This window comes from Inquilinus limosus, from assembly GCF_051487185.1.
In the GTDB taxonomy this organism is placed as follows: domain Bacteria; phylum Pseudomonadota; class Alphaproteobacteria; order DSM-16000; family Inquilinaceae; genus Inquilinus; species Inquilinus limosus_F.
This window is the reverse complement of sequence record NZ_JAHVDK010000042.1, coordinates 24,433-46,863: the sequence shown is the minus strand read 5'-3', so window position 1 is coordinate 46,863 and position 22,431 is coordinate 24,433. Positions and strand designations below refer to the sequence as shown.

Here is a 22,431-nt window from a genome sequence, read left to right as displayed (position 1 = left end):
GTCGGCGGCCAGGGCTGCCGGCTCGCCGTTGCGGATCGTGGCCTCCGACCGGAACCGGGTGCTGCCGTAGCCGCGCAGATAGGGCACGATCACCCGGTAGCCGGCCGCCGTCAGGACCGGGACGACGTCGACGAAGCTGTAGATGTCGTGGGGCCAGCCGTGCAGCAGCAGGACCACGGGTCCGTCGGCCGGGCCGGCCTCGACGTATCCGACGTTCAGGTCGCCGGCGTCGATCTGCTTCAGCGGGCCGAAGGTGGCGCCGGACGGGATGGCGGCCTTGCCTGCGGGGGCGGTGGTCTGCCCGGCGGCCGGGCCGACCGAGACCAAGGGGGCGGCGGCCAGGGTCATCAGCGCGGTGCCGAACAGGCGGCGGCGCGGGAGATCGATATCTTCGGGCATGGGGGTTTCCTTCGGCTCTGGCAGCGTGGTCGGGATCGGATCGCGCGACTCCACGTCCCGACGGCACGTCGGAGGCCGGTCGAGATTTGATGACATCCTATCGGCCGGGAAAGATCTCTGGGCGGAATCTATATTGTATATCTCATGGGCATTTCTCACGATTTCTAATGTTCCCAGACGATGTGCAAGACAATCTGCCATCAGTAACGTCGCTTCCTCTACCCAACATAGGTCTGTCCTGGCCAGCCGTTCTGGCTGAACGTCCAATACCTTCGTATAGATGGCATGCAGGACTCATGCTGTTACGAATGAACCTGCAGGCCTCTTTTTGGCCGTCTATCGGAACCTGCCGGCACAAAACGGACCCCGGCGGCCGGTGCCCATGGAGATGACGTGTTCAACCGCATCTGTGTTTACGGTGTTGGCGCGGTGGGCGGATTGCTCGCGGCTCATCTGGCGAAGAGTGGCGCCGACGTGTCGGTGGTCGCACGTGGTGAGCAACGCTCGGCCATCGCATCGCGTGGCCTCACCGTCCGGCACTCTGATGGAAGCGTCACTCAAGTCCGGCCCGACGTCCTGGACGATCCTGCGGATCTCCACGGGCAAGACGCCATCATAGTCTCCGTAAAGGCGCATGCGATCCTCGATGTCGCCCGCGCCCTGGCGGCGACGCTACCGCCCGACGTGCCCATCGTCTTCGTGACCAACGGCATTCCATGGTGGTACGCGGATGGCGATGCCGGCCCCTTCGCGCGGCCGCTCGCGGGGATCCTGGACCCCGATCGATTGCTGCATGAGACGGTCGGCGTGAGCCGCACTATCGGCAGCGTCATCTACACCGGAAGTACCGTGGTGGAGCCTGGGGTCATCGAATCGAAGCATGCTTCCGTGAAGCTGATTCTCGGCGAGCCGGATGGTCGGATGAGCGATCGCCTCTACGCCATGGCCGGTCTCTTCGAATGCGGCGGCCTGCCGTGCCAACCAACGAACCAGATCCGCGCGGCGGTATGGGCCAAGCTCATGACGAACATCGCCTCGGGGCCGCTGTGTCTGCTCAGCCGCCAAAGCATGAAGCGAACCTTCGCCGACCCGACGGTGCGAGCCGCCTCGGTCAGGATCGTCGAAGAAGGAATAGCAGTGGCCGGGGCGATTCTTGGCCATCCGCTCGAGGGGCGTGCGGAGGAGCGTGTCGGCCGTCTCTTGGACACCGATCACAAGCCTTCGATCCTGGTAGATCTGGAGCTCGGCCGCCGCCTGGAAACAGAGGCGCTATTCACCCTGCCGTTGAGACTGGCACGAATGGCCGGCGTTCCGACACCCATGCTGGAGCTGATGGTGGCGCTCTCCTTGCAGGCAGTCGCTGCGCGTGCCGCCGACGAGGTGCCGTCAAATTGGCAGGCCCGCGTTTCCAGCTGACGCTAGGTGGCTCAGGAGCGCCATTTCCGGCCAGTGCTGAGGCCTGTCGAGACCGGACGTCGCTCGATCCCGTAGAATCCTGCCCTTTTCAGTCAGCCCGGACCTCGGAGTGCGCCCGAAAGCAGCCGTCCCAGCCGGCTCGACAAAGCGGACATGACCGGACGCGACCCGGGAAGGGTACCGAGCAGACCTTCGGCAGCAATCATCGATAGGCCATTTGCGACCTATGGCTAAATCCACTCTTCGGGCTGGCTACCGGTCAGGGATCAACAGGTCAGCACAGCCGTCGTCGTCGACGTCGGTGTTGGGCTCGGTGAGCCTCACCCCGTTGTTGACGAAGCACAAATCGCCGGCCTGACCGGAGGAGGCGTTGCCGCCAATGGAGGTGAAGGCGATATTGCCGTTGCCGGCGTCGCCGTCGGCATCGATCGATCGCGTCACTCGTTACCAGAAACCGACGCAAATGAAGCGTGCCAAGGACGCAGAGGGAAATTCCCTTCTAACCCGCACCTAGGTGAAGCTAAATGCCTTTAAGCATGATCAAGCGACACTGGGATGCGCCCTGTCGGATGGCTTTGATGGGTGCGTATTCGGCCGAGTCATACCAAGCTTTGAGTGACGCTACGTCGGGAAACTCCAGCACAACGAGACGATGTGGCTCCCAATCCCCTTCAAGCACTTCATGCTTTCCACCACGAGCAAGATAGCGCCCTCCGAACCGCTCAATGAGTGGCGCTGCGTGGCGTTTGTATTCTTCGTATTGGTCCGAGTTCGTCACATGGGTATCGGCAATTAGATACGCTGGCATCGCCTGATTTCCCCTGACATCGAGGCTTAGGAGCGTATCACGCGTTGCTGGATGGCGTGTCGACGATTCTGGGCAGTGTCAGAAGCGACTCCGATGCGCATCTCGAACCCGCTCTTGAACCTCCGCGTAGGGTCGAAGCCGGCCATGTCTGCTCTCCGGAGCCGGGCGTGGGACCGCTGTTCACCCTTCCCTGCCGGCCTGGCGCGGCCCGGGTGCGCCATAAGCGGTCACCCGTGTAGTGGCCCCAAACCGGACACGACGTCGAGCCAATGAATCCCGCCGTCGCTGGCTAGATCAGCCTGACGAGGCACACCCAAACCGGACAACAAAATGGGCTCAGATAGCGGACATGTCGAATTTGGCCGGGATCTTGATGCCGCGCAGGATGACATTCAGGTCAGCGGAGAACCGGAGACGACCTGAGGACAGCACACGGCAGAGACCTGCTCGCGACGTTATCGGTACATCTGTGCGGCTGCGGAAATTTGTCTAGCCAGCTCCGGTCCCGGTGCGGCGCCTCAGATCCAGATGGAACGACGCTCCGCCGCGGGGACCGTCGCGGACGATCGCTCGACCACCATGGGCCTGGGCGATTTCCGACACCAGGTTGAGCCCTAGCCCGGAGCCGGCGCCGCCGGCCAGGCGATGGAACGGCTCGAAAATGCGCTCACGCTCCTCGCGAGGAATACCCGGCCCCTCATCCTGGACGACGATGCTGCCGCCGCGTTCGACCCGCACGACGATCGTGCCGGCCTGGCCGCCATGCTGGATGGCGTTGTGGATCAGATTGGCGGTCGCACGCTCCAGCGCCGCGTTGTCGCCGTCGACCTCGACCCGCTCCTCCTCCGCATCGACGACCAGGTCGTAGCCGGTGGCGATCGCCAGCGGCGCCAGATCCGCTGCCACCTTGCGGGCCAGGGCCACCAGATCCACGGCGGAGAACAGGCTGGTGCGGCTGCGCAACCGCTCCAGGTCGAGCAGCTGGTCGGCCATGAGCTCGAGCCGCAGCAGGTCGCGGCCGAGGCTGGCCTTCATCGGCTCTTCCCCGAAGGCCTCGAGCCTGAGCTTCAGGATCGCGATCGGCGTCCGCAGCTCGTGCGCGGCGCTGGCCAGGAAGCGGCGCTGCCGCTCATAGCCCGCATCCAGGCGGGTCAGCGCCTCGTTCACGGCCGCCACCAGCGGCGTGATCTCGCGCGGCACCTGCTCGATCGGCAGCCGGTTGCCGCGCCGGTCCGGATCGATGCGCGCGGCGGCGTTGGCCACCAGACCGAGATTCTTCAGCGCGGAGCGCACGGTCAGCGGCACCGCGATGATTGTCCCGATGACCAGCGCCAGGGCCAGGTACACGAAATAGATATTGTCCGGGTCGACGGAGAAGTCGATCAACGGCCAGAGGCCCATGTCGATCGGGCCGGTGGCGATGAGCACCCTGTGGCCTTCCGGCGTGCTCGTCGCCTGCAGGGCGCCGATGAACTTTCCGTCCGGCGTGTTCAGCTCGGAATAGTTGACGCCGCCCTGCATGGCCTCGGTGACCGAGAGGATGCCCGCGGGCCCATCCCCCTCGGCGATCGTCCGGGTACCGTCGGTGATGCGGAACCAGAAGCCGGAGGCGGTCCGCCGCCTCATCTGCTGCACGGCCGGGGTGTCCGACAGCATCAACGCTCCATCCCCCGCCTGCGTCACGTTCTTCGCCAGGACGTTGGCGGCGTAGAGGGCGCCGGAATATTCGCGGTCCTGCGCCTCCGCCAGCAGCAGGAGCGTCGCGATCACCGCGAGGACGACGGACACGATCTGCAGCGCGGAAAGGCGCAGCATCAGCCGCCGCGTCAGGGATGGACGGCGAGCCATGCCAGCCTCCGCACGATTCGGTTCTCCTTCGACGGCCGCGCCGGCCCAGGCCCAAGCCCGTCCGGCCGTTACCCACTGAAGCGGGGATCGAACCTCGTCGCCAGCACAATGATGCATGCCCGGCTCATTCTTCACAGCCGCCTGGCCGGCAAGGCTGGCAGAACATCGCGTGCAATGTTCGGGCAATGCTGGGGGCGCATTTGCCGTGGGGGATCGAGACATAGCCCGAAGGGGAATGTCACGCCATGGCGTCGCCAGGGCGAACCACGATCCGGCGGCAGAAGGTCGAGAGACATGGTCGATGGACGGTCGTCGAGGCGCGCAATACCCGCGGCATCGGGCGAGCCCGTCACCGCGGCGGACCCGATGGGGCGCACGGTGATGTCGCTGGCGATCTTGGCCGTGGTCGGGGCTGCGCTGATCATGGCATGGGGATCCCAGCGATTGGCCGCGGCGCTGAAGCCCAGGGATACCCTGGCGGTCTGCGGCGCTTCCGTCAGCAGGCCGTAGCGCCGCGACGGCCCTCGCAACCCTTCCAGGACCACCCATACCCCGCGCGATCTGCGCATCCCCGTCGGCAGGCCGGAGCTCCCCTGACGAGTTCCGCCAGCTCGAACAACCAGAGCGGAATGGACATGCCCGATAGCCGACCGTCGAGCCCGGCGGAACGACCCGTGACGGAAGCCGTGCGGCGCCGCCCGCGGCCCTGGCTGACAGTTATATTCGGCCTGGGAGCGGCCGCCCTGGCGGCCACGGCCGTCGTGATGACCGGCGCCGACGGCATCGGATCGGCCATGGCGCCGGCCGGTCAGGCCCGGCCGGTGGTCTCGGTCGCCGTCGCCCGGCAGCGCCCGATCGAACGGACGCTGTCGCTGACCGGCACGGTGATGCCGCGCGAGGAGATCGCGATCGGCACCGCGATCGAGGGCCAGCGCATCGCCCAGGTGCTGGTCGAGGAAGGCGACCGGGTCGCGGCCGGCCAGGTGATCCTGCGGCTGGAGACCGACCTTCTGACCGCCGCGCTGCACGATGCTGAGGCGGCGGTGCTGCGGGCGGAGGCCGGGCTGGCGCGCGATCAGGCGACGCAGGCCGAGGCCACGGCCAACTTCCGGCGCATCGAGCAGCTGCGCGGCTCCACCGCTTTCAACCCGCAGGAATACGACAAGCGGCGCGCCGCCGCGGTGTCGGCGGACAAGATGCTGGAGGTGTCGCGGGCAGAGGTGGCGCAGGCGCAGGCCAAGGTCGACGACGCCCGCACCCGGCTCGGCCGGGCCGAGATCCGGGCGCCGACCGCGGGCATCGTCTCCGAGCGCGCCGCCCGGGTCGGGGCGCTGGCGGGCTCCGGGCCGCTGGTCAAGCTGATCCGCGAGGGGGAGGTCGAGCTCGAGGCCGAGGTGCCCGAGGTCGACCTGCCGGCATTGGCGGCGGGCCAGCCGGCCCGGATCAGGGTCGCCGGCATCGAGGAGGCTTTCGACGGCCAGGTGCGGCTGGTGGCCCCGAAGGCCGACCGGGACAGCCGGCTCGGCCGGGCGCGCATCGCGCTGCCGGTCGACCCGCGGCTGCGGCCGGGGGTGTTCGGCCGAGCCGCCATCGTGGCGGACCGCCGCGACGGCGCCGTCGTCATCCCGGATTCGGCACTGATCCAGCGCGACGACCTCGGCGACAGCGCGGTGCTCACGGTCGCCGCCGACGGCACCGTCGCCCGCCAGGAGGTGACAGTCGGACTGCGCCAGGACGGCTGGGCGGAGATCCGCGAGGGGCTCGCCGCCGGCCAGCGCGTGGTGCTCAGCGCCGGGGCGTTCCTGCGCGAGGGCGACCGAGTGACCATGGCGGACGGGATGCCCGCCCTGTTCCGGCCGGTGGACGGCCAGCCATGACCTCCGGCCTCTCCTCCTGGTCGATCCGCCGGCCGATCCCGGTCCTCGTCCTGTTCGCGGTCCTGACCCTGGCGGGCTGGTGGTCCTTCCTGCGCTTGCCGGTCAACGCCAACCCCAAGGTCGAATTCCCGATCGTCACGGTCACGGTCACCCAGGCCGGCGCCGCGCCGTCGGAGCTGGAGAGCCAGGTCACCCGCCGGGTCGAGGGTGCGGTCGCCGGCCTGGCCGGGGCGCGCCACATCACCTCGACCATCGCCGACGGCACCTCCTCGACCACGGTCGAGTTCCGCATCGGCATCGACCCGGACCGCGCCACCACCGATGTGCGCGACGCGGTGACCAACATCCGCAGCGACCTGCCGCAGGGCATCGAGGAGCCGATCATCGCCCGCCTCGACGTCGAAGGCGGCGCCATCCTCTATTACGGCGTGCGCGCGCCGGAAATGTCGGCGGTCGACCTGTCCTGGTTCGTCGACGACCGCATCGCCCGCGACCTCCTGGCCGTGGCCGGAGTGCAGAAGGTGCAGCGCCTGGGCGGCGTCGACCGTGAGATCCGGGTCGAGCTCGACCCCGACCGGCTGGTGGCGCTCGGCATCACCGCCGACCAGGTCAACGCCCAGCTGCGCAGCACCAACGCCGACGTGCCCGGCGGCCGGGGCGAGATCGGCGCCCGCGAGCAGGCGATCCGCACCCTCGGCGGCGCCCGCACCGTGACGGCCCTGGCCGAGACGCCGATCGCGCTGCCGAACGGCCGCTGGGCCAGGCTCGCCACGCTCGGCACCGTCACCGACGGCGCTGGGGAGCAGCGCTCGCTGACCCGGCTCGACGGCGAGCCGGTGGTCGCCTTCGCCGTCTACCGCGCCAAGGGTGCCAGCGACACCGTGGTGGGCGATGGCGTCGCCGCGCGCCTGGCCGAACTCCAGACCCGGACGCCGGGCGTCACCATCAGCGAGATCGCCTCGACCGTCGAATACACCCGCGACAGCTACGATGCGGGGATGACGGCGCTGATCGAAGGCGCGCTGCTGACCGTGCTGGTGGTGTTCCTGTTCCTGCGCGACTGGCGGGCGACGCTGATCGCGGCCGTGGCCATGCCCCTGTCGATCCTGCCGGCCTTCTGGGCGATGGACCTGCTGGGCTTCACCCTGAACAGCATCTCGCTGCTGGCGCTGACCCTGGTGATCGGCATCCTGGTCGACGACGCGATCGTCGAGATCGAGAACATCGACCGGCATCTGCATCTCGGCAAGCGGCCCTACCGCGCCGCGATCGACGCGGCCGACGCGATCGGCCTCGCCGTCGTCGCCACCACCCTCACCATCGTCGCGGTGTTTGCGCCCGTCAGCTTCATCGGCGGCGTCACGGGCCAGTATTTCGAGCAGTTCGGCCTGACCGTGGCGGTCGCCGTGCTCGCCTCGCTGCTGGTGGCGCGGCTGCTGACGCCGCTGATGGCGGCCTATCTGCTGCAGCCGAAGCGGGCGGCGGCGGGCGGCGATGCCGGGGCCGCACCGTCGCGGCCGGACGGCCGCTATGTCCGGCTGCTGAACTGGACGCTCGACCACCGCGGCGCCACCCTGGCCGCGGCCGGCGCCCTCCTCGCAGGGTCGCTGCTGCTGGTGCCGCTGCTGCCCTCCGGCTTCCTGCCGGACAGCGACAGCCGGATCTCGAACCTGCAGGTCGAGCTGCCGCCCGGCGCCACCCTGGCCGACACCGACGCCGTGGCACGGCGCATCACGGCCGAGCTGCGGCAGCGGCCAGAGGTCGACCACGTCTTCGCCACCATCGGCGAGGCCGGCGGCGCCGCGGCGGCCGACGCCATCGCTTCGGGCGGGGATGTCGCCAAGGTCGGCTTCGTCATCATCCTGAAGCCACGCGGCGAGCGCCAGCTGACCCGCAAGGCGTTCGAACGTTCGGCCCGGGACGAGCTGTCGCAGATCCCGGACATCCGCTTCACCTTCCTGGGCGAGAGCGGCAGCAAGGACGTGTCGATCGTGCTGACCGGCGACGACCCGGAGAAGCTGCGCACCGCCGCCTGGGCGCTGGAGCGCGAGATGCGCGGCCTGCCGGTCCTGGCCAATGTCCGCTCGGCCGAGCCGCTGCCGCGACCGGAGATCCGCATCCGCCCGCGGCCGGACGAGGCGGCGCGGCTCGGCGTCTCGGCCCAGGCGATCGGCACCGTCGCCCGCATCGCCACGATCGGCGACACCGACGCCAACTCGGCCAAGTTCAACCTCGGCGACCGCCAGGTCCCGATCCGCGTGGCCCTGGATCGCGCGGCCCGCGCCGACATTGAGGCGCTGCGCCAGCTGCGCGTGGCCGGCGACCGCGGGGCCGTGCCGCTGACCTCGGTGGCCGAGATCGGCTTCGGCGCCGGCGATGCCGAGGTCGAGCGCTTCGATCGGCGCCGCCGGGTCTCGGTCGACGCCGACCTGAACGGCGTGCCGCTCGGCACCGCCCTGGCCGCGATCGAGGCGCTGCCCGCGCTGGCGCAGCTGCCGGAGGGGGTGGAGCGGCCGGCCTATGGCGACGCCGAATCCATGGACGAGATGTTCGCCAGCTTCGGCGGGGCGATGCTGGCCGGCCTGCTGGTGGTGCTGGCGGTCCTGGTGCTGCTGTTCCGAGATTTCCTGCAGCCGGTGACCATCCTGGTGGCGCTGCCGCTGTCGGCGATCGGGGCCGTGCTGGCGCTGCTCGGCATCGGCGCGGCGCTCGACCTGTCGACGGTGATCGGCCTGCTGATGCTGATGGGCATCGTCACCAAGAACTCCATCCTGCTGGTCGACTTCGCGATCGAGGGACGGCGGGCGGGGCTCGACCGGCGCACCGCCCTGATCCAGGCCTGCCTGGTGCGGGCCCGGCCGATCGTCATGACCACCCTTGCGATGATCGCCGGCATGATGCCGGCGGCGCTGGGCTTCGGCGCCGATGCCGGCTTCCGCGGCCCGATGGCGGCGGCGGTGATCGGCGGCCTCGTCACCTCGACCGCGCTCAGCCTGGTGCTGGTGCCGGCGGTGTTCACGCTGATGGACGACCTGCGCGCCTGGCTGGCGCCCCGCCTCGGCCGGCTGACCTCGGTCACCGAGGCCGACCGCGCGGCAGAAGAGGCTGCCGCCGCCCGACAGGAGGCCCGACATGCATGAGCGTTATTTCCCCCCGCCCGACGAGCGGCCGCGGGCTAGGCGCAGGGACACCCGGGCGCTCCGCCGGCCGCCGCCGGCGGGGAGAGCCGTCCGGGGGCGGATGGTTGGAAAGGTCGTCCTGGTGACGGAGGCGGCGTCCCCGATCGGCCGGGCCAGCGCGCTGGCCCTGGCGCTGCAGGGCGCGACCGTGCTGGCCGCCGATAGGGACCCGAAAGGCGGGGTCGAGACGGCGGTGATGATCCGCGATGCCGGCGGCCGCGTCGGCTTCCAGTGCCACGACATCGGCGACGAGGCCTCGTGGCGGAACCTCGTGGAGGCGGCCTGGTCCGGCTTCGGGGCGCTGCACGTGCTGGTCAACACCGTCGGCGTCCCGGTCTTCGGCCATCACGCCGGCGCGGCGTGGACGGATCTGGGGCGGGAGCGCGCCTCCGGCCTCCTGGCGCTTTCGCTGGGGCTGGAGCATGCGATTCCGGCGATCGCGCGGTCCGGCGGCGGCGCCGTCGTCAACGTCGCCCTGACCGACACGCATGCGGGCAATCCGCGCTTCCCCTACCGCCCTCCCGGCAAGGGCGAGATCACGCTGCTGACCAAGGCGAGGGCGCTCGCCTGCGTCGGCGCGCGCAACGGGGTCCGAGTCAATTCCGTCCGCCCCACCGCGATCGATGCTCCGGTCATCGGCGCCGCCGGGAGCCCGCCGGCGGCGATAACCCGTACCTCGGTCCGGATGGGCCATTCCGGCACGCCGCAGGACATCGCCGAGGGCGTGCTGTTCCTGGCCTCCGACGACGCGCGCTACGTCACCGGCACCGAGCTGATCATCGACGGGCGGCTGAACCCGGACGATGTGAGACAACGGAGATGAAACCGATCATGGCAGTTGGGTGGAGCCGCTTCCGGGCGGCCATGCTCGTTATCGTGCTGTCGCCCGCCGCGGGAACGGCCTCGGCGCAGTCGATCACCGAGGCGCTGGCGTCGGCCTATGCCACCAATCCGGACCTCGCCGCCGACATCGCCAACCTGAAAGCGGTCAATGAAGGGGTCGCCCAGGCCCTGTCCGGCTATCGGCCGTCGGTCAGCGCGAGCGCCAGCATCGAGAGCCAGTTCACCAACACCCAGACCGACGGGCAGCGCGGCGGCGCTGCCCTGTCCTCGGGCGGCCGGGACGGCCGGTGGCACGAGGTCAACCCGGCCACGCTCGGCATCACCGTCAACCAGAACATCTACAATGGCGGCCGCACCCAGGCCGCGGTCAGCCAAGCCGAGAACACGGTCATGGCCACCCGCGCCGTCGTTCGGACCACCGAGCAGACGGTGCTGCTCGACGCCGCGACCGCCTATGCCGACGTGGTCCGGGCCCAGGCGGCGCTCGATGTCCGGCGCAACAACGAGGCGGTGCTGGGCCAGCAGCTGCAGGCGACCCGCGACCGGTTCAATGTCGGCGAGGTGACCCCGACCGATGTCAGCCAGGCCGAGGCGGGCCTGGCCAGCGCCGTCGCCGGCCGGGTCGAGGCGGAGGGCACGCTGCGCACCAGCCGCGCCGTCTTCGAGCGCGTCATCGGCCGGCCGCCGGAAATGCTGGAGACACCGGCCGCGCCGGCCGGCCTGCCGGCCTCGATGCAGGATGCGATCCGGCAGGCCCAGGAGAACAATCCGGGCATCGTCGCGGCGCTGTTCAGCGAGCGCGCGGCGGCCGACGCCATCGACCTGCAGTTCGGCGCCCTGCTGCCGTCGATCGACCTGCAGGCGCGGATCCAGCGGCAGTATTCGACGGTGTCCCATCCGCGGTCGGGCGGCGGGGTGCAGAGCCGCATCGATTCCGCGGCGATCGTCGCCCAGCTGACCATCGCGCTCTATGCCCAGGGCAATCAGGAGTCGATGGTGCGTCAGGCGCGCTATGCCCATGGCCAGAAGCGGATCCAGATCGAGGCCCAGCGGCGCCAGGCGATCCAGAGCGCCGTCGAGGCCTGGCAGTCCCTGGTCACCGCGCGGGCCGCGATCACGTCGTTCCAGGTGGCGGTCAGGGCCGAGACGATGGCGGTGGACGGGCTGCGGCAGGAGGCCCAGGTCGGCTCGCGCACGGTGCTCGACGTCCTGACCGAGCAGCAGAACCTGCTCAACGCCCAACTCAACCTGGTGGAGGCGCGGCGCAACGAGGTGGTCGCCGGCTATCGGCTCCGCGCCGCCATCGGCATCCTCACCGCGCGCGACCTGGCGCTGCCGGTCGAGGTCTATGATCCGGAGCCGGATTACCGCAAGACCCGGTCCCGCTGGTGGGGAACCTCGGTCGATGGATGACCGGCCGCCTGTCGCCGGCCTCCTGTCACGGTGCGGCCCGCAGCAGATACCCGACGCCGCGGATGCTGCGGATCTCGACGCCGGCATCCGCCTCGGCGAGCTTGCGCCGGAGCCTGGACATATGGGCGTCGAGCGAGTTCGACTGGATCTCGTCGTCGAGGCCGTAGACGGCGGATTCGAGCGTCTCGCGCAGCACCGCGCGCTCCCGGCGCTGGATCAGGGCTTCCAGGATCGCCAGCTCCCGCCGCCGCAGCGGCAGCGGACGGCCGTCGACCAGCGCCTCGCGATGGCCCAGGTCGAATTCCAGCCGGCCCAGCCGGGCGAAATCCGGCCGCGCCTCCGGCGGCCGCCGCAGCACGGCGCGGAGTCGGGCCAGGAGCTCCTCGAAGGCGAAGGGCTTGGCGAGATAGTCATCGGCGCCGGCTTCGAGGCCGGTGACCCGGTCGCCGACATCGCCGCGGGCCGTCAGCACGATCACGGGCACGCCGACGCCCGACCGGCGGAGGGATCGCACCAGGCTCAGCCCGTCGCCGTCCGGCAGATGCCGGTCGACGATGATGACGCGATACTCCGCGCACCGCGCCGCGGCCTCGGCTTCGGCCAGCGAGGCGGCGCGATCGACCACGAAATCCCGCACCGCGAGGGCCGCGGCCAGGACCGCGGCCATCTCCGGCTCATCCTCGACGAGAAGCACGCGCATCACGATCTCCGCCGACCACCCTGCATCCCGCCTGATCGCGGCCACATTGAGTCACGAGTACGCCCGCGGCTCCGCTTGGCCCTCCTACGGGTCAATTCGCGTTTCCCACACGGGCGCTCGGTGACTCAAGATTCCTGAGGGGCGTCTCTGACTGACCACGGCTACCGCCCTCGGCACATTGGTTTGGAAACAACGACATGAATGACGACGTCATCACCCTCGAATCCGTTCTCACCGTCGACCTGCCTGTTTTCAAGAGAGAATTACAGGCAGCCTTCGCGGCGGCCGTCATTGACGAGTTCGGCTCCCTGCTCGACGGCCCTATTCCGTCTGATGACGATCTCGACCAGTCGATCGCCGCCCCCAATGCGGAGGTTTTGCACGTCCTTTCCGGCGGGGAGAATGTCGGTGGCGCGGTCGTGACGATCGACAGGGCTACAAACCACAACTCGCTTGATCTCTTCTTCATATCATTGGCGCGGCATGGCCGTGGTTTAGGTTCGAAGGCATGGCGCGCGATCGAGAAGCGATATCCTGAAACACTGATTTGGCAGACGCACACACCATACTTCGAGAAGCGAAATATACACTTCTACATCAACAAGTGTGGCTTCCAGATTGTGGAGTTTTTCTGCAGGTACCATCCGGACTCGCATAAGATCGGTGGGGACGAACTGCGCAGTGGAGGCGAGATGTTTCGATTCGAGAAAATCATGGACGCGCCAAGCCGGATCAAGACTTCTGACGAGTAGCGGACGGTCGCCGCGGCGCAGGCTGCGACCGTGCGACTTGTGACGACGCAGCCAGATCGGACTAGAATGCGGGAAATTTCCTGCGGCGACAAAACATAGATCAACTGCATCATGGTCGCTGCAAATATCCATTGCAATATTATTTCTTATTTATGCTCGCATTGACAATGTTAATACCAATGAGCGCAAGAAGATCTCATATCTTTATGAGCGGATAGAGCGCACGCGCGTTGTGCATCATGAGCAGCCATCGCGCCACTTTAAGATCGGGCATCACAATACGCGTAGAGCGGGTGCTTTACACCCAATCGACCTCGACGCCTGTTCCCGCCAGGGCAGCCGCTGGCAGGCCCGCCGGTTCCGCTACGAGATCATCCGCGCCTGCGGCCTCCAGCTCGTCGCGCGTGCCATATCCCCAAAGGCTCCGAACGTCGTCAATTGGGGGCGATTCGGCCTAAGCGCTGGTGTCCGGTTTGGAGCGCCGCTACGGCGATCCGGAATGGCCGGTTCGGAGCGGGCTGGCTGGCCCCCGAGTGACCGCAATGGGGACGAACCGGCCCTGGCCCGGAGGCCCGGTTCACCTGCTTGTCCAGCCCGGCGATCGTCGCCGGGTCGATCGGCAGCAGGCGGGCAAGGGAGCCGGGCGCCGGGTTGCGATGATCCGGGCGAGGCCGGTCTTGAACGCCGCGTCATGGGCATGGAACTGGCGGCACCAGCCGATCTGGCGGGCGGTGACGCCAGCAGACGCGTCCGCCATGCCCTTGAGCCCGAGATTGGTGGCGTCGGCGAGGATGCCGGCATGCAGCGCCTGGATGTTGCGCGGCAGGTCGCCGGTGCGCAGATGGGTGAACGCCTCGGAGAAGCCGGTCCAGCCGTCGACTTCGGCGATCAGCTCGGTGATCCGCACCGGCGGCATCCGGTCGAGGATCAGCCATTTGGCGGCCTCGGCCGCCTTGGGCACGGTCGAGCGCTCCGGTGAGACCACCAGCTTGCCGTCGGCCAGGCGGACACCCGTGAGCTTGCCGGCGCGGGCACGATTCGCCAGCTGCTGCAGCTTGAGGGCCAGCTCGTGCCGCTTCTCGGCGAGCCAGGCGACAGGATCGGGCGGCACGCCGAGGCGCAGATCGTCCGCCTGCTTGCGGGCCGCAACGGTCGACGCCGGCACCAGGTCGGCGGTGAGCGGCCGGAAGGTCCGGCCGCCTTCGACCCAGACGTCGCCGGAGCGCAGCCGGTCCCGCAGCACCGCCAGGGTCGCGACCTCGTACAGCTTGCGGGGCTTGCCGGCGGCGAGCATCGCCTTGCGGACTTGGTCTGCCAGATGCCCGACCGGCGGTTTGGCGGGCACTCCCCGGCGGCCCTCGCGGTACAGCTGCCGCAACAGCTCCAGGGCCGCCAGCAGGGGATCACGCCGCCGGGCCGATCGGAAGACGAAGGCCTCGATCACCGCCTTGGCGCAGCGCCGGACCATATCCGACCGCCCGGCGACCTCAAGGAGCGGATCCGGCTCGGCCGCGGCCTCGAAACTTTCCAGCTCCGCCTGGGCCTGCATCAGGCGGTGCCATCCGATCCGCTCGTGCAACAGCTCGATGGCGTCGCCGTCGCTCTCGTTGGCCTCGCTGAGCGCGCGCAGGGTGTCGCGGAACAGCCGCAGCAGCTCCCCAGCGGCCCGGCCGGTCTCGAGATGGCGCTGATTGCGGCGCGATCGGGCCTTCGAATTGCCGGCCGACGAGCCGGCAGAACATCGCCACTGCCGCGTCGGTCAGGCGGAAGCCGAGCGCGATCATCTGGGCCGCGACCGTGGCGCGGCGGCGACCGGCGTTCAGATCGGCCGCGAGATGGGCGGGCGTCACCTCGCCCTCGCGCACCAGCTGGCGCCAGCGGTCGGGATGGATGCGCTCGCGGCGCCGAGGATCGAGGCCGAAGTCGCGAATGACGCGCAGCCGCTCCAGCAGCGCCAGCAGGTTCTTCTTGCCCGGGGCCTCCGGCGGGGCTTTGAGCCAGGCGAAGCGGGTGATCCGGATCGCGGGATCTACTGCGAGCAGCCGATCGAGATCGTCCAGCCGCTCCGCCGGCAGGCCGTCAAGCAGCGCCGCCTCCATGCGCCGACGGGCCAGGACCCGGGCGGCGCGGCCGATGCGGTCGAGCGTGTCGGCCGCCGGCAGCACGGCGTGCCGGTCCCGCAAGGCCGCGATCATGGCCTCGGCGATCGGCTGCCCCTGATCGGTGGTGTCGGCGGCATCGAGAGCCGCCGCCAGCGCCGCGCGGTGATCGTCGCGGCCGGCGACACGCAGCCCAAGATAGCGTTGCGCTTCAGCGGCATGCTCCCAGCGATTCTGCTCCCGGTGGCGATACTCGGCCAGGTCTTCGGGACAAACGCCGATCTGCTCGGCAACGAAGGCAACCATCGCTTCCGGCAGCACCTCGTCGTGAAGCCAAGCTCGACCGGGATGTCGCATCAAGCAGAGCTGGAGAGCGAGACCAAGGCGGTTGTGCGGCGCCCGCTTCACCATCACGAGGTCGAGATCGGCCGGATCCAATGTGCAGTGCTGGATCAACTCCCTCTCGTCCTTTAGTGCTGCGATCAGCGCATTCCAGCGATCAGCCTTCAGCAAGGGACGACGCGACACGATCGATCTCTGTTCAGCGATGGACGCGCGACCGTAGCCGAGATTCGGGCTAGGGCACTGAATCACTTTGAATAGGCGCCGACCGTCCAGATCAATTCCGGTAGAGGCTTTCGAAACGCTTGCGGCGGACCGCCGCCGGGTCCGATCGGCGGTCGCCGACGAGAGCTCAACACCATCGGGTCTCACAGCCACGCGAACAGCAGACCTGATGCCCCGACTTCGACGTTCCTGTTTTGAGCTGAGTTGTCGGAGGCCTACGGACAGTTCTTGTCGCGACCCCGAGGACGTCATCGCCCAGCATGTTCAGGTCCGCGCGCTGCTACAGCGCGCCAGCGACAACAGCAGAAGCAGGCTGGCCCGCCTCCGTCTCGTCAGGGATGGCGGATGAAGCTTGCCCACCTCCTGCCGATGCGGGTGTCAAGTTCGAGAGTGAAGTGCAACCGGCAAAAGAAAGTGCAGTGACCGGTGGGGGAAGGTCGCAGCAGAGTGGCTCCGCCATACGTTCCCGCGACCGGGGCAAGTGGCGCCACGAACAGACCTTCGCACCTCCAAGCGCGAAGGTCTTGTAATTGCCTGATGCGGATGTCCGTAGATGCCGCTAAGGCTCCTACATCGCGAAGGCAGCACTGCGGGGCGACGTTGGTGGTCGGGTGGCTGCGATGCCGAGAGCCGTGGTGCCGACAGGGACAAGCCGAAGCATGCCAACGTGATTTGCGACGGACGGCTCTTGGAAACCGAACCTCGTCTTCGCGACAAGTATCAGCGGGGTTGCGCGCCGAGCCGATCCCTCAGACGCGGGATCGAAAAGTCGAGGAAGGCGCGTAGCTTCAGTGGCACCTGGCGTTGGCTGGGGTAGATGAAGCTCACCGGTATAGGCGAGGGTTCATACTCTTCCACCAATATCACGAGTGCGCCCGATCCCACCAAGTCGTCAATCGGGTATGACAACACCCTGGCAATTCCGGCCCCGGCGGTTGCGGCGCTGACCGCTGCTTCGACCGAGTTCACGACGAGCCGGGACGGGATCGGTATGATCTGCCGGGTGCCTGTCAAGAGGAAATCCCAATTGCTCCCGAGCACCAGCTCTCCGTAGGCTATACAGTCGTGCGCTGACAGATCGGCTGGCGTCTTTGGTACACCCCGTACTTTTAGATAGTCCGGGCTGGCGCACAGCACTTGGCGAATCGACGCGACACGCGTGGCGATCAGACTGCTGTCGGGCAGCTCGCCGATGCGCAAGGCGAGATCGACGTCGTCTTCCAGCAGGTTCACGTTCCGATCATCCAGCTGCACGTGCATGCGGATATCGGGATACGCACGCAAAAATTCCGCGACGACCGGCATGACATGGAGTCTCCCCAAGACTTGGGGCACGCTGATAGTCAGTTCCCCCCGGGGTGTCAGATATTCGCCGGCGGCAGCGCGCTCGGCTTCCGCAATGTCTTCCATGATCCGCCGGCACGAAGCTGCGTAGGCGCGCCCAGCGTCGGTGAGCGTCACTGTGCGGCGGCCCCGCAGCAGCAAGCGGATTTTCAGGTGCTCCTCCAGCTCCGAAACCCGTCTGCTGACCGTCGCCAAGGGAAGGCGGAGCTGGCGGCTGGCGGCGGAGAGGCTCCCCGTGTCTACGGCGGCAAGGAGAATGGTCATGCCTTCGAGGCGGTCCATAGCCTTTCACCATTGGAAGGATGCCTCCCGAATTTACCGTCTGATCGCCGGATTTGGGAGCGTCCATATTGTGCGCGTCGGCGCTGAAATTCGTCGGCAAATCCCAACTCTACTCGCAAGGAAGACTGCTATGACCATTCTCATAAGGACGCTTGCCGCCGCCGCGGCTGGCACCGTGCTCGCAACGAGCGGCTTCGCCCAGGACGCTGCCCCAACCGCGAGAGAGATCCGCGGTGCCACGCCGTATGTCGCCATCGAGAACGAGCCCGCACCCAAGCTGATCGTGGACCCTCCGCTTGCCGAAGGACTGGCCCAGGGCGTCTTCTGGGCCCAGTACCGGGTCGAGAACCTGCGCATCGCACCGGTGTTCGGTGCGGGCGCGCTGGCGGTGTCCCCGCGTATCGGGCACCTGCACGTCACTGTCGATGACCTTCCCTGGTGGTGGGCGGATGCAAGTGACAACAATACGGTCGACATCGCAGGGCTGCCGCCGGGCGACCACAAGGTGACCATCGCCTTGGTCGACGCCAACCACAACGTCATTCCCGGACAGGTGGTGACCGTGCGGTTCACCGTGCCTGCCTCCGCGCCAACGCAACATGAACATGTCGCGAAATGAACCCGCTTCTGAAACCATTTCAACGTCAAGGAGATCAAAATGGGCAGTACTACTGAGTTGGCACGCAGCGAGGCTGCGAGCGACGCCCCGAAGGCTGGGGCGGTGGACATGAAGTTCGAGTTCGTCGTCATCCCTGTCTCGGACGTCGATCGTGCCAAGCGCTTCTACGGCGGCTTGGGATGGAGGCTCGACGCCGACTTCGCCTCCGGTGACGACTGGCGGGTTGTCCAGTTCACGCCGCCCGGCTCTGGCAGCTCGGTGCTTTTCGGCAAGAATGTCACCGCTGCGGCGCCCGGCTCCGCCCAGGGATTATACCTCGTGGTCTCTGACATCGAAGCCGCCCGCAACGACCTGCTGGGCCGCAGCGTTGAGGTCAGCCAGGTCTTTCACAACGCCGGCGACGTGTTTGTGGGTACGGACGAGCCCTACCTGTTGGGGCGGCGCCGGCTTAGCGGTCTCGAACCCGAGCGTAACAGCTACCGCTCGTACGTCTCGTTCAGCGATCCGGACGGCAACGGCTGGCTGGTCCAGGAGGTCACAGTGCGATTGCCCGGACGTGTTGACACGGATTTGACGACTTTCACCTCGCCGTCCGAGCTCGCAAGCGCGCTGCGACGTGCCGAGGCGGCACACGGCGAGCACGAGAAGCGGACAGGCGGCCAGCGTGATGCGAACTGGCCAGACTGGTATGCCGAGTACATGGTCAACGAGCAGGCCGGCAAGCCGCTGCCGCAGTGAGCGGTGGCGACGCAGCCGTCATCGGCCGAGTGAGCGACGAGGGCGAGACCTGGAGCTACCCGGATCTTGCCCTCGAGATATCCGGGATACGCGGTCCACCGGAAGCAACGAAGGTGGAGCAGGAAGAGATGACGCCCGGGCGAAGCTGGACCATTGACGGCCGGCCAAACTGACTGCCTATGTGTGCCGCAGTCCTGGTCGCCAAGCTCGACCGCCTCGCTTCAGGCCACGAACGGCACTCTCGACGAATGTGGCCGAGGATCGAGTATGACTCCCGCGAGGTCGGCAAAGTGGCACGAAGCGGTCGTTGATGTAACAGTCCCTGGCGTCGCCTTCGGGTCATGACTACCGGTTCGTTTGCGGCAGTGAACTCCACAAAGAGTTGATTCCTGACGGATTGCGGAAGCCTGAAGTTACTGCGCTTAACTTCTGTCCGTTGCAACCTGCTACAATTAACTTCTGCCCGCTGAACTTGTCATCTGCACTTGCAGAGACCGAAATAGCTGCCGCCTTTTGGCGAGCCTCGCTGCAGTTGTCTCTCGAACTTGAAGCGGGCTTTCCGCCTCGGCTCCAGGAACCCTGGAAAGTAACTGCTGCGGTGCAGCTTCGGGATGCGCAGCTCGACGGTGCCGACCCGCGTCTGCCAATCCCGCTCGCGATAGCCGTTGCGCTGAACCAGCCGCTCGGTGCTCTTCTCGCCATAGCGGGCATTGGATAGCCCGCTCACTTCCAGCTCCATCAGCCGTTCGGCGGCGAAGCTGATCATCTCCCGCAGCAGATCCGCGTCCGGAGTCTTCTCCACAAGCGCTTGCAGGCTCATCATCTCGCCGGTCATCGGTGGTCTTTGATCAGGCTGGCTCTCGCAAACCCGACCCTACCGGGAAATCGCCGATGACCACCCCATCCCAGCCGCCGGAGCCGCCTACTACGCCAATCCACCGGGACACGACCATCCACGCCAGCATGGCTCTGACGTGAATGGGCGCTGGGACCCCGTCGACCTTGCGTGAAATCTAGCTCCCGGCGTGCCGATCGGCGCCGAGATCTCATGCCGATTTACATATCGCGGAGGGGCAGGCCTGAAAGACTGGGTTTCGCCGCCCGCGCCGGCAGGAGGAAATCCCGAGAAGATGGAACACACATACCCTGTTAGGGTTTCAGTCATTGGGCGCACGTCGCCGACAACCGGCGCCCAGCATCGTCCCGGCTGTGGAATCCAGCTAGCGGATTGCAGCCGGGGCGATGTCTATCGTCAGACATGTCCGTCGTGGATACGGCGCGTCGCGGCGCTTGATCATGACCAGTCAAAAATTAAAAATCCATTTATTGAAAATATTAAGTATAATTGATAATTCGATTGGCGGAGATTGACTCTCCGGGAGAAATTGCGGCACTCTCACAAATTGTCGCCAGCGTGTTGTTGTTCGCCGGGACTGGAGAACGCGAAGTGAGTGTCGCCCGTCTTGGCAGGATTGTTCCGTGCAGGGAGCGACCGGATGCCTCGATCCAGAGACGTGGCGCCGTCTCACCGGCAATGCCGCACATGGCGGCAATGTCAGAATTCGTGAGGATTCACACTATGAGCCGCCGTTATCTCGGCCCGCCGGGCGCAGTCCCATAGCCGCGGTGCCAAACTCGAATGGATCTATGGGTCGAGCTGCTGCAGGGGGGAATGGCGAATGGATGTCGTCGCAGACCCGGGAGGCTTCACGACCGCCCCCGACAACCCGGCGCCGCTGCGCCATATCGCGGTCATTCCAGACGGGAACCGGCGCTGGGCCGCCCGGCACGGCTTGCCGACGGTCGAGGGCTACCGCCGCGGCAGCGCCAAGGCGCACGAATTTCTCGGCTGGTGCGCCGAGGCCGGGATCCCGATGGTGACGCTGTGGCTGCTCTCGACCGAGAATCTGCACCGCGACCGGAAGGAACTGCGCGGCCTCCTGCCGGTGATCGTCGACGCGGTGGACCTGTGGGCGGCGGACGGGCGGTGGCGGCTGCGCCTGCTGGGCGACCTCGATGCCCTGCCGCGGCTCGCGGCCTCGGCGATGCAGGCGGCGGCGGACCGGACCCGCCACGTGGAGGGCGTGGCGCTCAACATCGCGGTCGCCTATGGCGGCCGGTCCGAGATCGTGCACGCTCTGCGGCGGATGCTGGCCGAGCATGCCGCCGCCGGCACGCTCCACAGCCTCGCCGCTACGCTCGGCAGCGACGACATCGCCGACCGCCTCTACACCGCCGGCCAGCCCGACCCGGATCTGGTGATCCGGACCTCGGGCGAGCAGCGGCTGTCGGGCTTCATGCCCTGGCAGGCGGCCTATAGCGAATTCTACTTTTGCGACACGTACTGGCCCGGCCTCACCAAGGCGGACTTCGCGGAGATCCTGCGCAGCTACGCCGCCCGAGTGCGACGCTTCGGGCAATGACCGTGTCCTCGATCGCGAGAGGAACCGCCGCGCAGGAGCGCCGAGCCGAAATGTCTCCGAGAATGCTGGATTTCCCGGTCTGCCGCCTCGTGGAACAGCGCGTCCGCGCCTTGGTCGAGACCGAGCGCCAGTCGGTCGCCCACCGCATGGATCACCTGGAGCGCGTGGCCCGCAATGCCAGGGTAATCTTAAAGTCCTATCCCGAGGCGGACGCCGAAATACTGTATCTCGCCGTGTTGCTGCACGATGTCGATCAGCCATTCGACGACAAACCGAATCATGTGGCGCGGAGCGCCGCGCTGGCCGAGCAGATTCTGAAGGAAATCGGGTATCCTCCGGCTCGGATCGCGCACGTGCTCGATCTGATCCGGGAGCATTCGACCGAGACCATCGACACGCACCGGCCGTCCACGATCGAAGCTCGAATCCTGTTCGACGCCGACAAGTTGGACGGGATCGGACCGCTCGGCATTCTGCGGGTGTTCGCATTGTCGCAGCAGATGGGACGGCCGCTTGCGGCATCCGTTCGCTGGTACCGAGAGAAGATCGCCGTCGCCAGCCGGAATGTTCAGACCCCGGAGGGGCAGATAATGTTGGAAGGAAGGCTGCCCCTGGTCGAGACGTTTCTCTCCGATCTGGAGGCCGATCTCCAAGACGACTGATGTCGCGGCACCGATATGCCGCGGCCATGAAGCGTTTCAGGCGCGGCCACCGTGGATTTACGAACAGGCTGCATGGAAGGCGCCGGCCCGCACCGGTTTCGGTCAGGACGGCAGGAAGCGCCGGCGCTCCTCCTCGAAGCGGCGGGCGATGAACTGACGGCAGAGCGCCACCCGCCGCAGGCCGGCCGTGCCCGGAATTCGCGGGATTCTATGACAGCGGAGCGCCAGGGAAGCTGGTGCGATCCAGCCGGTTGAAGACCGGTCCGGGTAAGCCGTAGCGGGCGCCTGTTAGCGAGTGTTGCGTGGCGGGAGGCGATAACCGCCGCGAAGCGTACACAGCGATTGTGCAGGGTTGGCGATTGAGCCGCGCAAGACCGAAACTCGCAGAGGCCGCGGCTGTCACTGTAGCCGAAGGCAAGATGTGCGGCGCTGTGATGCGAGGCGCTGACGCTCTGCCGTGAT

Annotated in this window: 19 protein-coding genes and 1 pseudogene; 10 read left to right on the top strand and 10 right to left on the bottom strand. The window is 67.5% G+C overall.

Annotated elements, in window-relative coordinates; all coding sequences use genetic code 11:
* Window positions 1–399 (bottom strand): alpha/beta fold hydrolase (locus KXR53_RS33015; protein WP_437379874.1); only part of this gene is annotated, 399 nt, incomplete at its 3' end.
* 393 nt (window positions 400–792) lie between these two features.
* Between KXR53_RS33015 and KXR53_RS33010 the strand changes: the two genes are divergently transcribed.
* On the top strand, window positions 793–1,815 hold the full coding sequence (locus KXR53_RS33010; protein ID WP_437379873.1) for a ketopantoate reductase family protein: 1,023 nt from the start codon (window positions 793–795) through the stop codon (window positions 1,813–1,815).
* Window positions 1,816–2,067: 252 nt separating this feature from the next.
* Here the strand turns inward: KXR53_RS33010 and KXR53_RS33005 are convergent, their stop codons facing one another.
* The 4 genes from KXR53_RS33005 to KXR53_RS32990 all read right to left on the bottom strand — a co-directional run bounded on the left by KXR53_RS33005 (window position 2,068) and on the right by KXR53_RS32990 (window position 5,040).
* Window positions 2,068–2,256, bottom strand: coding sequence for a hypothetical protein (locus tag KXR53_RS33005; protein ID WP_437379872.1), 189 nt, complete (start codon window positions 2,254–2,256; stop codon window positions 2,068–2,070).
* A gap of 79 nt (window positions 2,257–2,335) precedes the next feature.
* A complete protein-coding gene (locus KXR53_RS33000) occupies window positions 2,336–2,623 on the bottom strand; it encodes a DUF1330 domain-containing protein (protein ID WP_437379871.1) in 288 nt (95 codons plus the stop codon).
* 489 nt (window positions 2,624–3,112) lie between these two features.
* Window positions 3,113–4,471: a sensor histidine kinase gene (locus tag KXR53_RS32995; protein ID WP_437379870.1), complete on the bottom strand. Its 1,359-nt coding sequence runs from the start codon at window positions 4,469–4,471 to the stop codon at window positions 3,113–3,115.
* A 131-nt stretch (window positions 4,472–4,602) separates the two neighbouring features.
* A complete protein-coding gene (locus tag KXR53_RS32990) occupies window positions 4,603–5,040 on the bottom strand; it encodes a hypothetical protein (protein ID WP_437379869.1) in 438 nt (145 codons plus the stop codon).
* Window positions 5,041–5,145: 105 nt separating this feature from the next.
* Here KXR53_RS32990 and KXR53_RS32985 point away from each other — a divergent pair, with 105 nt between their 5' ends.
* The 4 genes from KXR53_RS32985 (at window position 5,146) to KXR53_RS32970 (ending at window position 11,783) form a co-directional block, all read left to right on the top strand.
* Window positions 5,146–6,348, top strand: a complete 1,203-nt coding sequence (locus tag KXR53_RS32985) for an efflux RND transporter periplasmic adaptor subunit (protein WP_437379868.1) — start codon at window positions 5,146–5,148, stop codon at window positions 6,346–6,348.
* Complete coding sequence (locus KXR53_RS32980; protein WP_437379867.1) at window positions 6,345–9,488, top strand: efflux RND transporter permease subunit; 3,144 nt, start codon at window positions 6,345–6,347, stop codon at window positions 9,486–9,488. Before KXR53_RS32985 ends, KXR53_RS32980 begins: the two co-directional genes overlap by 4 nt.
* A 100-nt stretch (window positions 9,489–9,588) precedes the next feature.
* On the top strand, window positions 9,589–10,350 hold the full coding sequence (locus KXR53_RS32975; protein WP_437379866.1) for an SDR family NAD(P)-dependent oxidoreductase: 762 nt from the start codon (window positions 9,589–9,591) through the stop codon (window positions 10,348–10,350).
* 8 nt (window positions 10,351–10,358) lie between these two features.
* The gene (locus tag KXR53_RS32970) at window positions 10,359–11,783 is read left to right on the top strand and encodes a TolC family outer membrane protein (protein ID WP_437379865.1); all 1,425 of its coding nucleotides are present in this window, start codon (window positions 10,359–10,361) and stop codon (window positions 11,781–11,783) included.
* 25 nt (window positions 11,784–11,808) lie between these two features.
* On the opposite strand, the gene KXR53_RS32965 is transcribed toward KXR53_RS32970, so the two are convergent.
* Window positions 11,809–12,483 carry a response regulator gene (locus KXR53_RS32965; protein ID WP_437379864.1) on the bottom strand — a complete coding sequence of 225 codons (675 nt, stop codon included), beginning with the start codon at window positions 12,481–12,483 and terminating at the stop codon, window positions 11,809–11,811.
* Between the two features lie 197 nt (window positions 12,484–12,680).
* Between KXR53_RS32965 and KXR53_RS32960 the strand changes: the two genes are divergently transcribed.
* On the top strand, window positions 12,681–13,235 hold the full coding sequence (locus KXR53_RS32960) for a GNAT family N-acetyltransferase (protein WP_437379863.1): 555 nt from the start codon (window positions 12,681–12,683) through the stop codon (window positions 13,233–13,235).
* A gap of 577 nt (window positions 13,236–13,812) precedes the next feature.
* On the opposite strand, the gene KXR53_RS32955 is transcribed toward KXR53_RS32960, so the two are convergent.
* The 3 genes from KXR53_RS32955 to KXR53_RS32945 form a co-directional block, all read right to left on the bottom strand.
* The gene (locus KXR53_RS32955) at window positions 13,813–14,784 is read right to left on the bottom strand and encodes a Tn3 family transposase (protein ID WP_437379862.1); all 972 of its coding nucleotides are present in this window, start codon (window positions 14,782–14,784) and stop codon (window positions 13,813–13,815) included.
* A complete protein-coding gene (locus tag KXR53_RS32950; protein ID WP_437379861.1) occupies window positions 14,723–15,862 on the bottom strand; it encodes a DUF4158 domain-containing protein in 1,140 nt (379 codons plus the stop codon). Before KXR53_RS32950 ends, KXR53_RS32955 begins: the two co-directional genes overlap by 62 nt.
* Window positions 15,863–16,621: 759 nt before the next feature.
* The gene (locus tag KXR53_RS32945; RefSeq protein WP_437379860.1) at window positions 16,622–17,527 is read right to left on the bottom strand and encodes a LysR family transcriptional regulator; all 906 of its coding nucleotides are present in this window, start codon (window positions 17,525–17,527) and stop codon (window positions 16,622–16,624) included.
* Window positions 17,528–17,657: 130 nt separating this feature from the next.
* Here KXR53_RS32945 and KXR53_RS32940 point away from each other — a divergent pair, with 130 nt between their 5' ends.
* Both KXR53_RS32940 and KXR53_RS32935 read left to right on the top strand, forming a co-directional pair.
* Window positions 17,658–18,146, top strand: coding sequence for a DUF6130 family protein (locus tag KXR53_RS32940; RefSeq protein ID WP_437379859.1), 489 nt, complete (start codon window positions 17,658–17,660; stop codon window positions 18,144–18,146).
* A gap of 108 nt (window positions 18,147–18,254) precedes the next feature.
* Complete coding sequence (locus KXR53_RS32935) at window positions 18,255–18,884, top strand: VOC family protein (protein ID WP_437379858.1); 630 nt, start codon at window positions 18,255–18,257, stop codon at window positions 18,882–18,884.
* Window positions 18,885–19,392: 508 nt separating this feature from the next.
* Here the strand turns inward: KXR53_RS32935 and KXR53_RS32930 are convergent.
* Window positions 19,393–19,719, bottom strand: a pseudogene (locus KXR53_RS32930) (transposase); the annotation flags it as partial.
* An 844-nt stretch (window positions 19,720–20,563) separates the two neighbouring features.
* Here KXR53_RS32930 and uppS point away from each other — a divergent pair.
* Both uppS and KXR53_RS32920 read left to right on the top strand, forming a co-directional pair.
* The gene (gene uppS, locus KXR53_RS32925; protein ID WP_437379857.1) at window positions 20,564–21,307 is read left to right on the top strand and encodes a polyprenyl diphosphate synthase; all 744 of its coding nucleotides are present in this window, start codon (window positions 20,564–20,566) and stop codon (window positions 21,305–21,307) included.
* Window positions 21,304–21,969: an HD domain-containing protein gene (locus KXR53_RS32920; RefSeq protein WP_437379856.1), complete on the top strand. Its 666-nt coding sequence runs from the start codon at window positions 21,304–21,306 to the stop codon at window positions 21,967–21,969. The genes uppS and KXR53_RS32920 overlap by 4 nt, the downstream gene beginning before the upstream one ends.
* Window positions 21,970–22,431 lie beyond the last annotated feature (462 nt).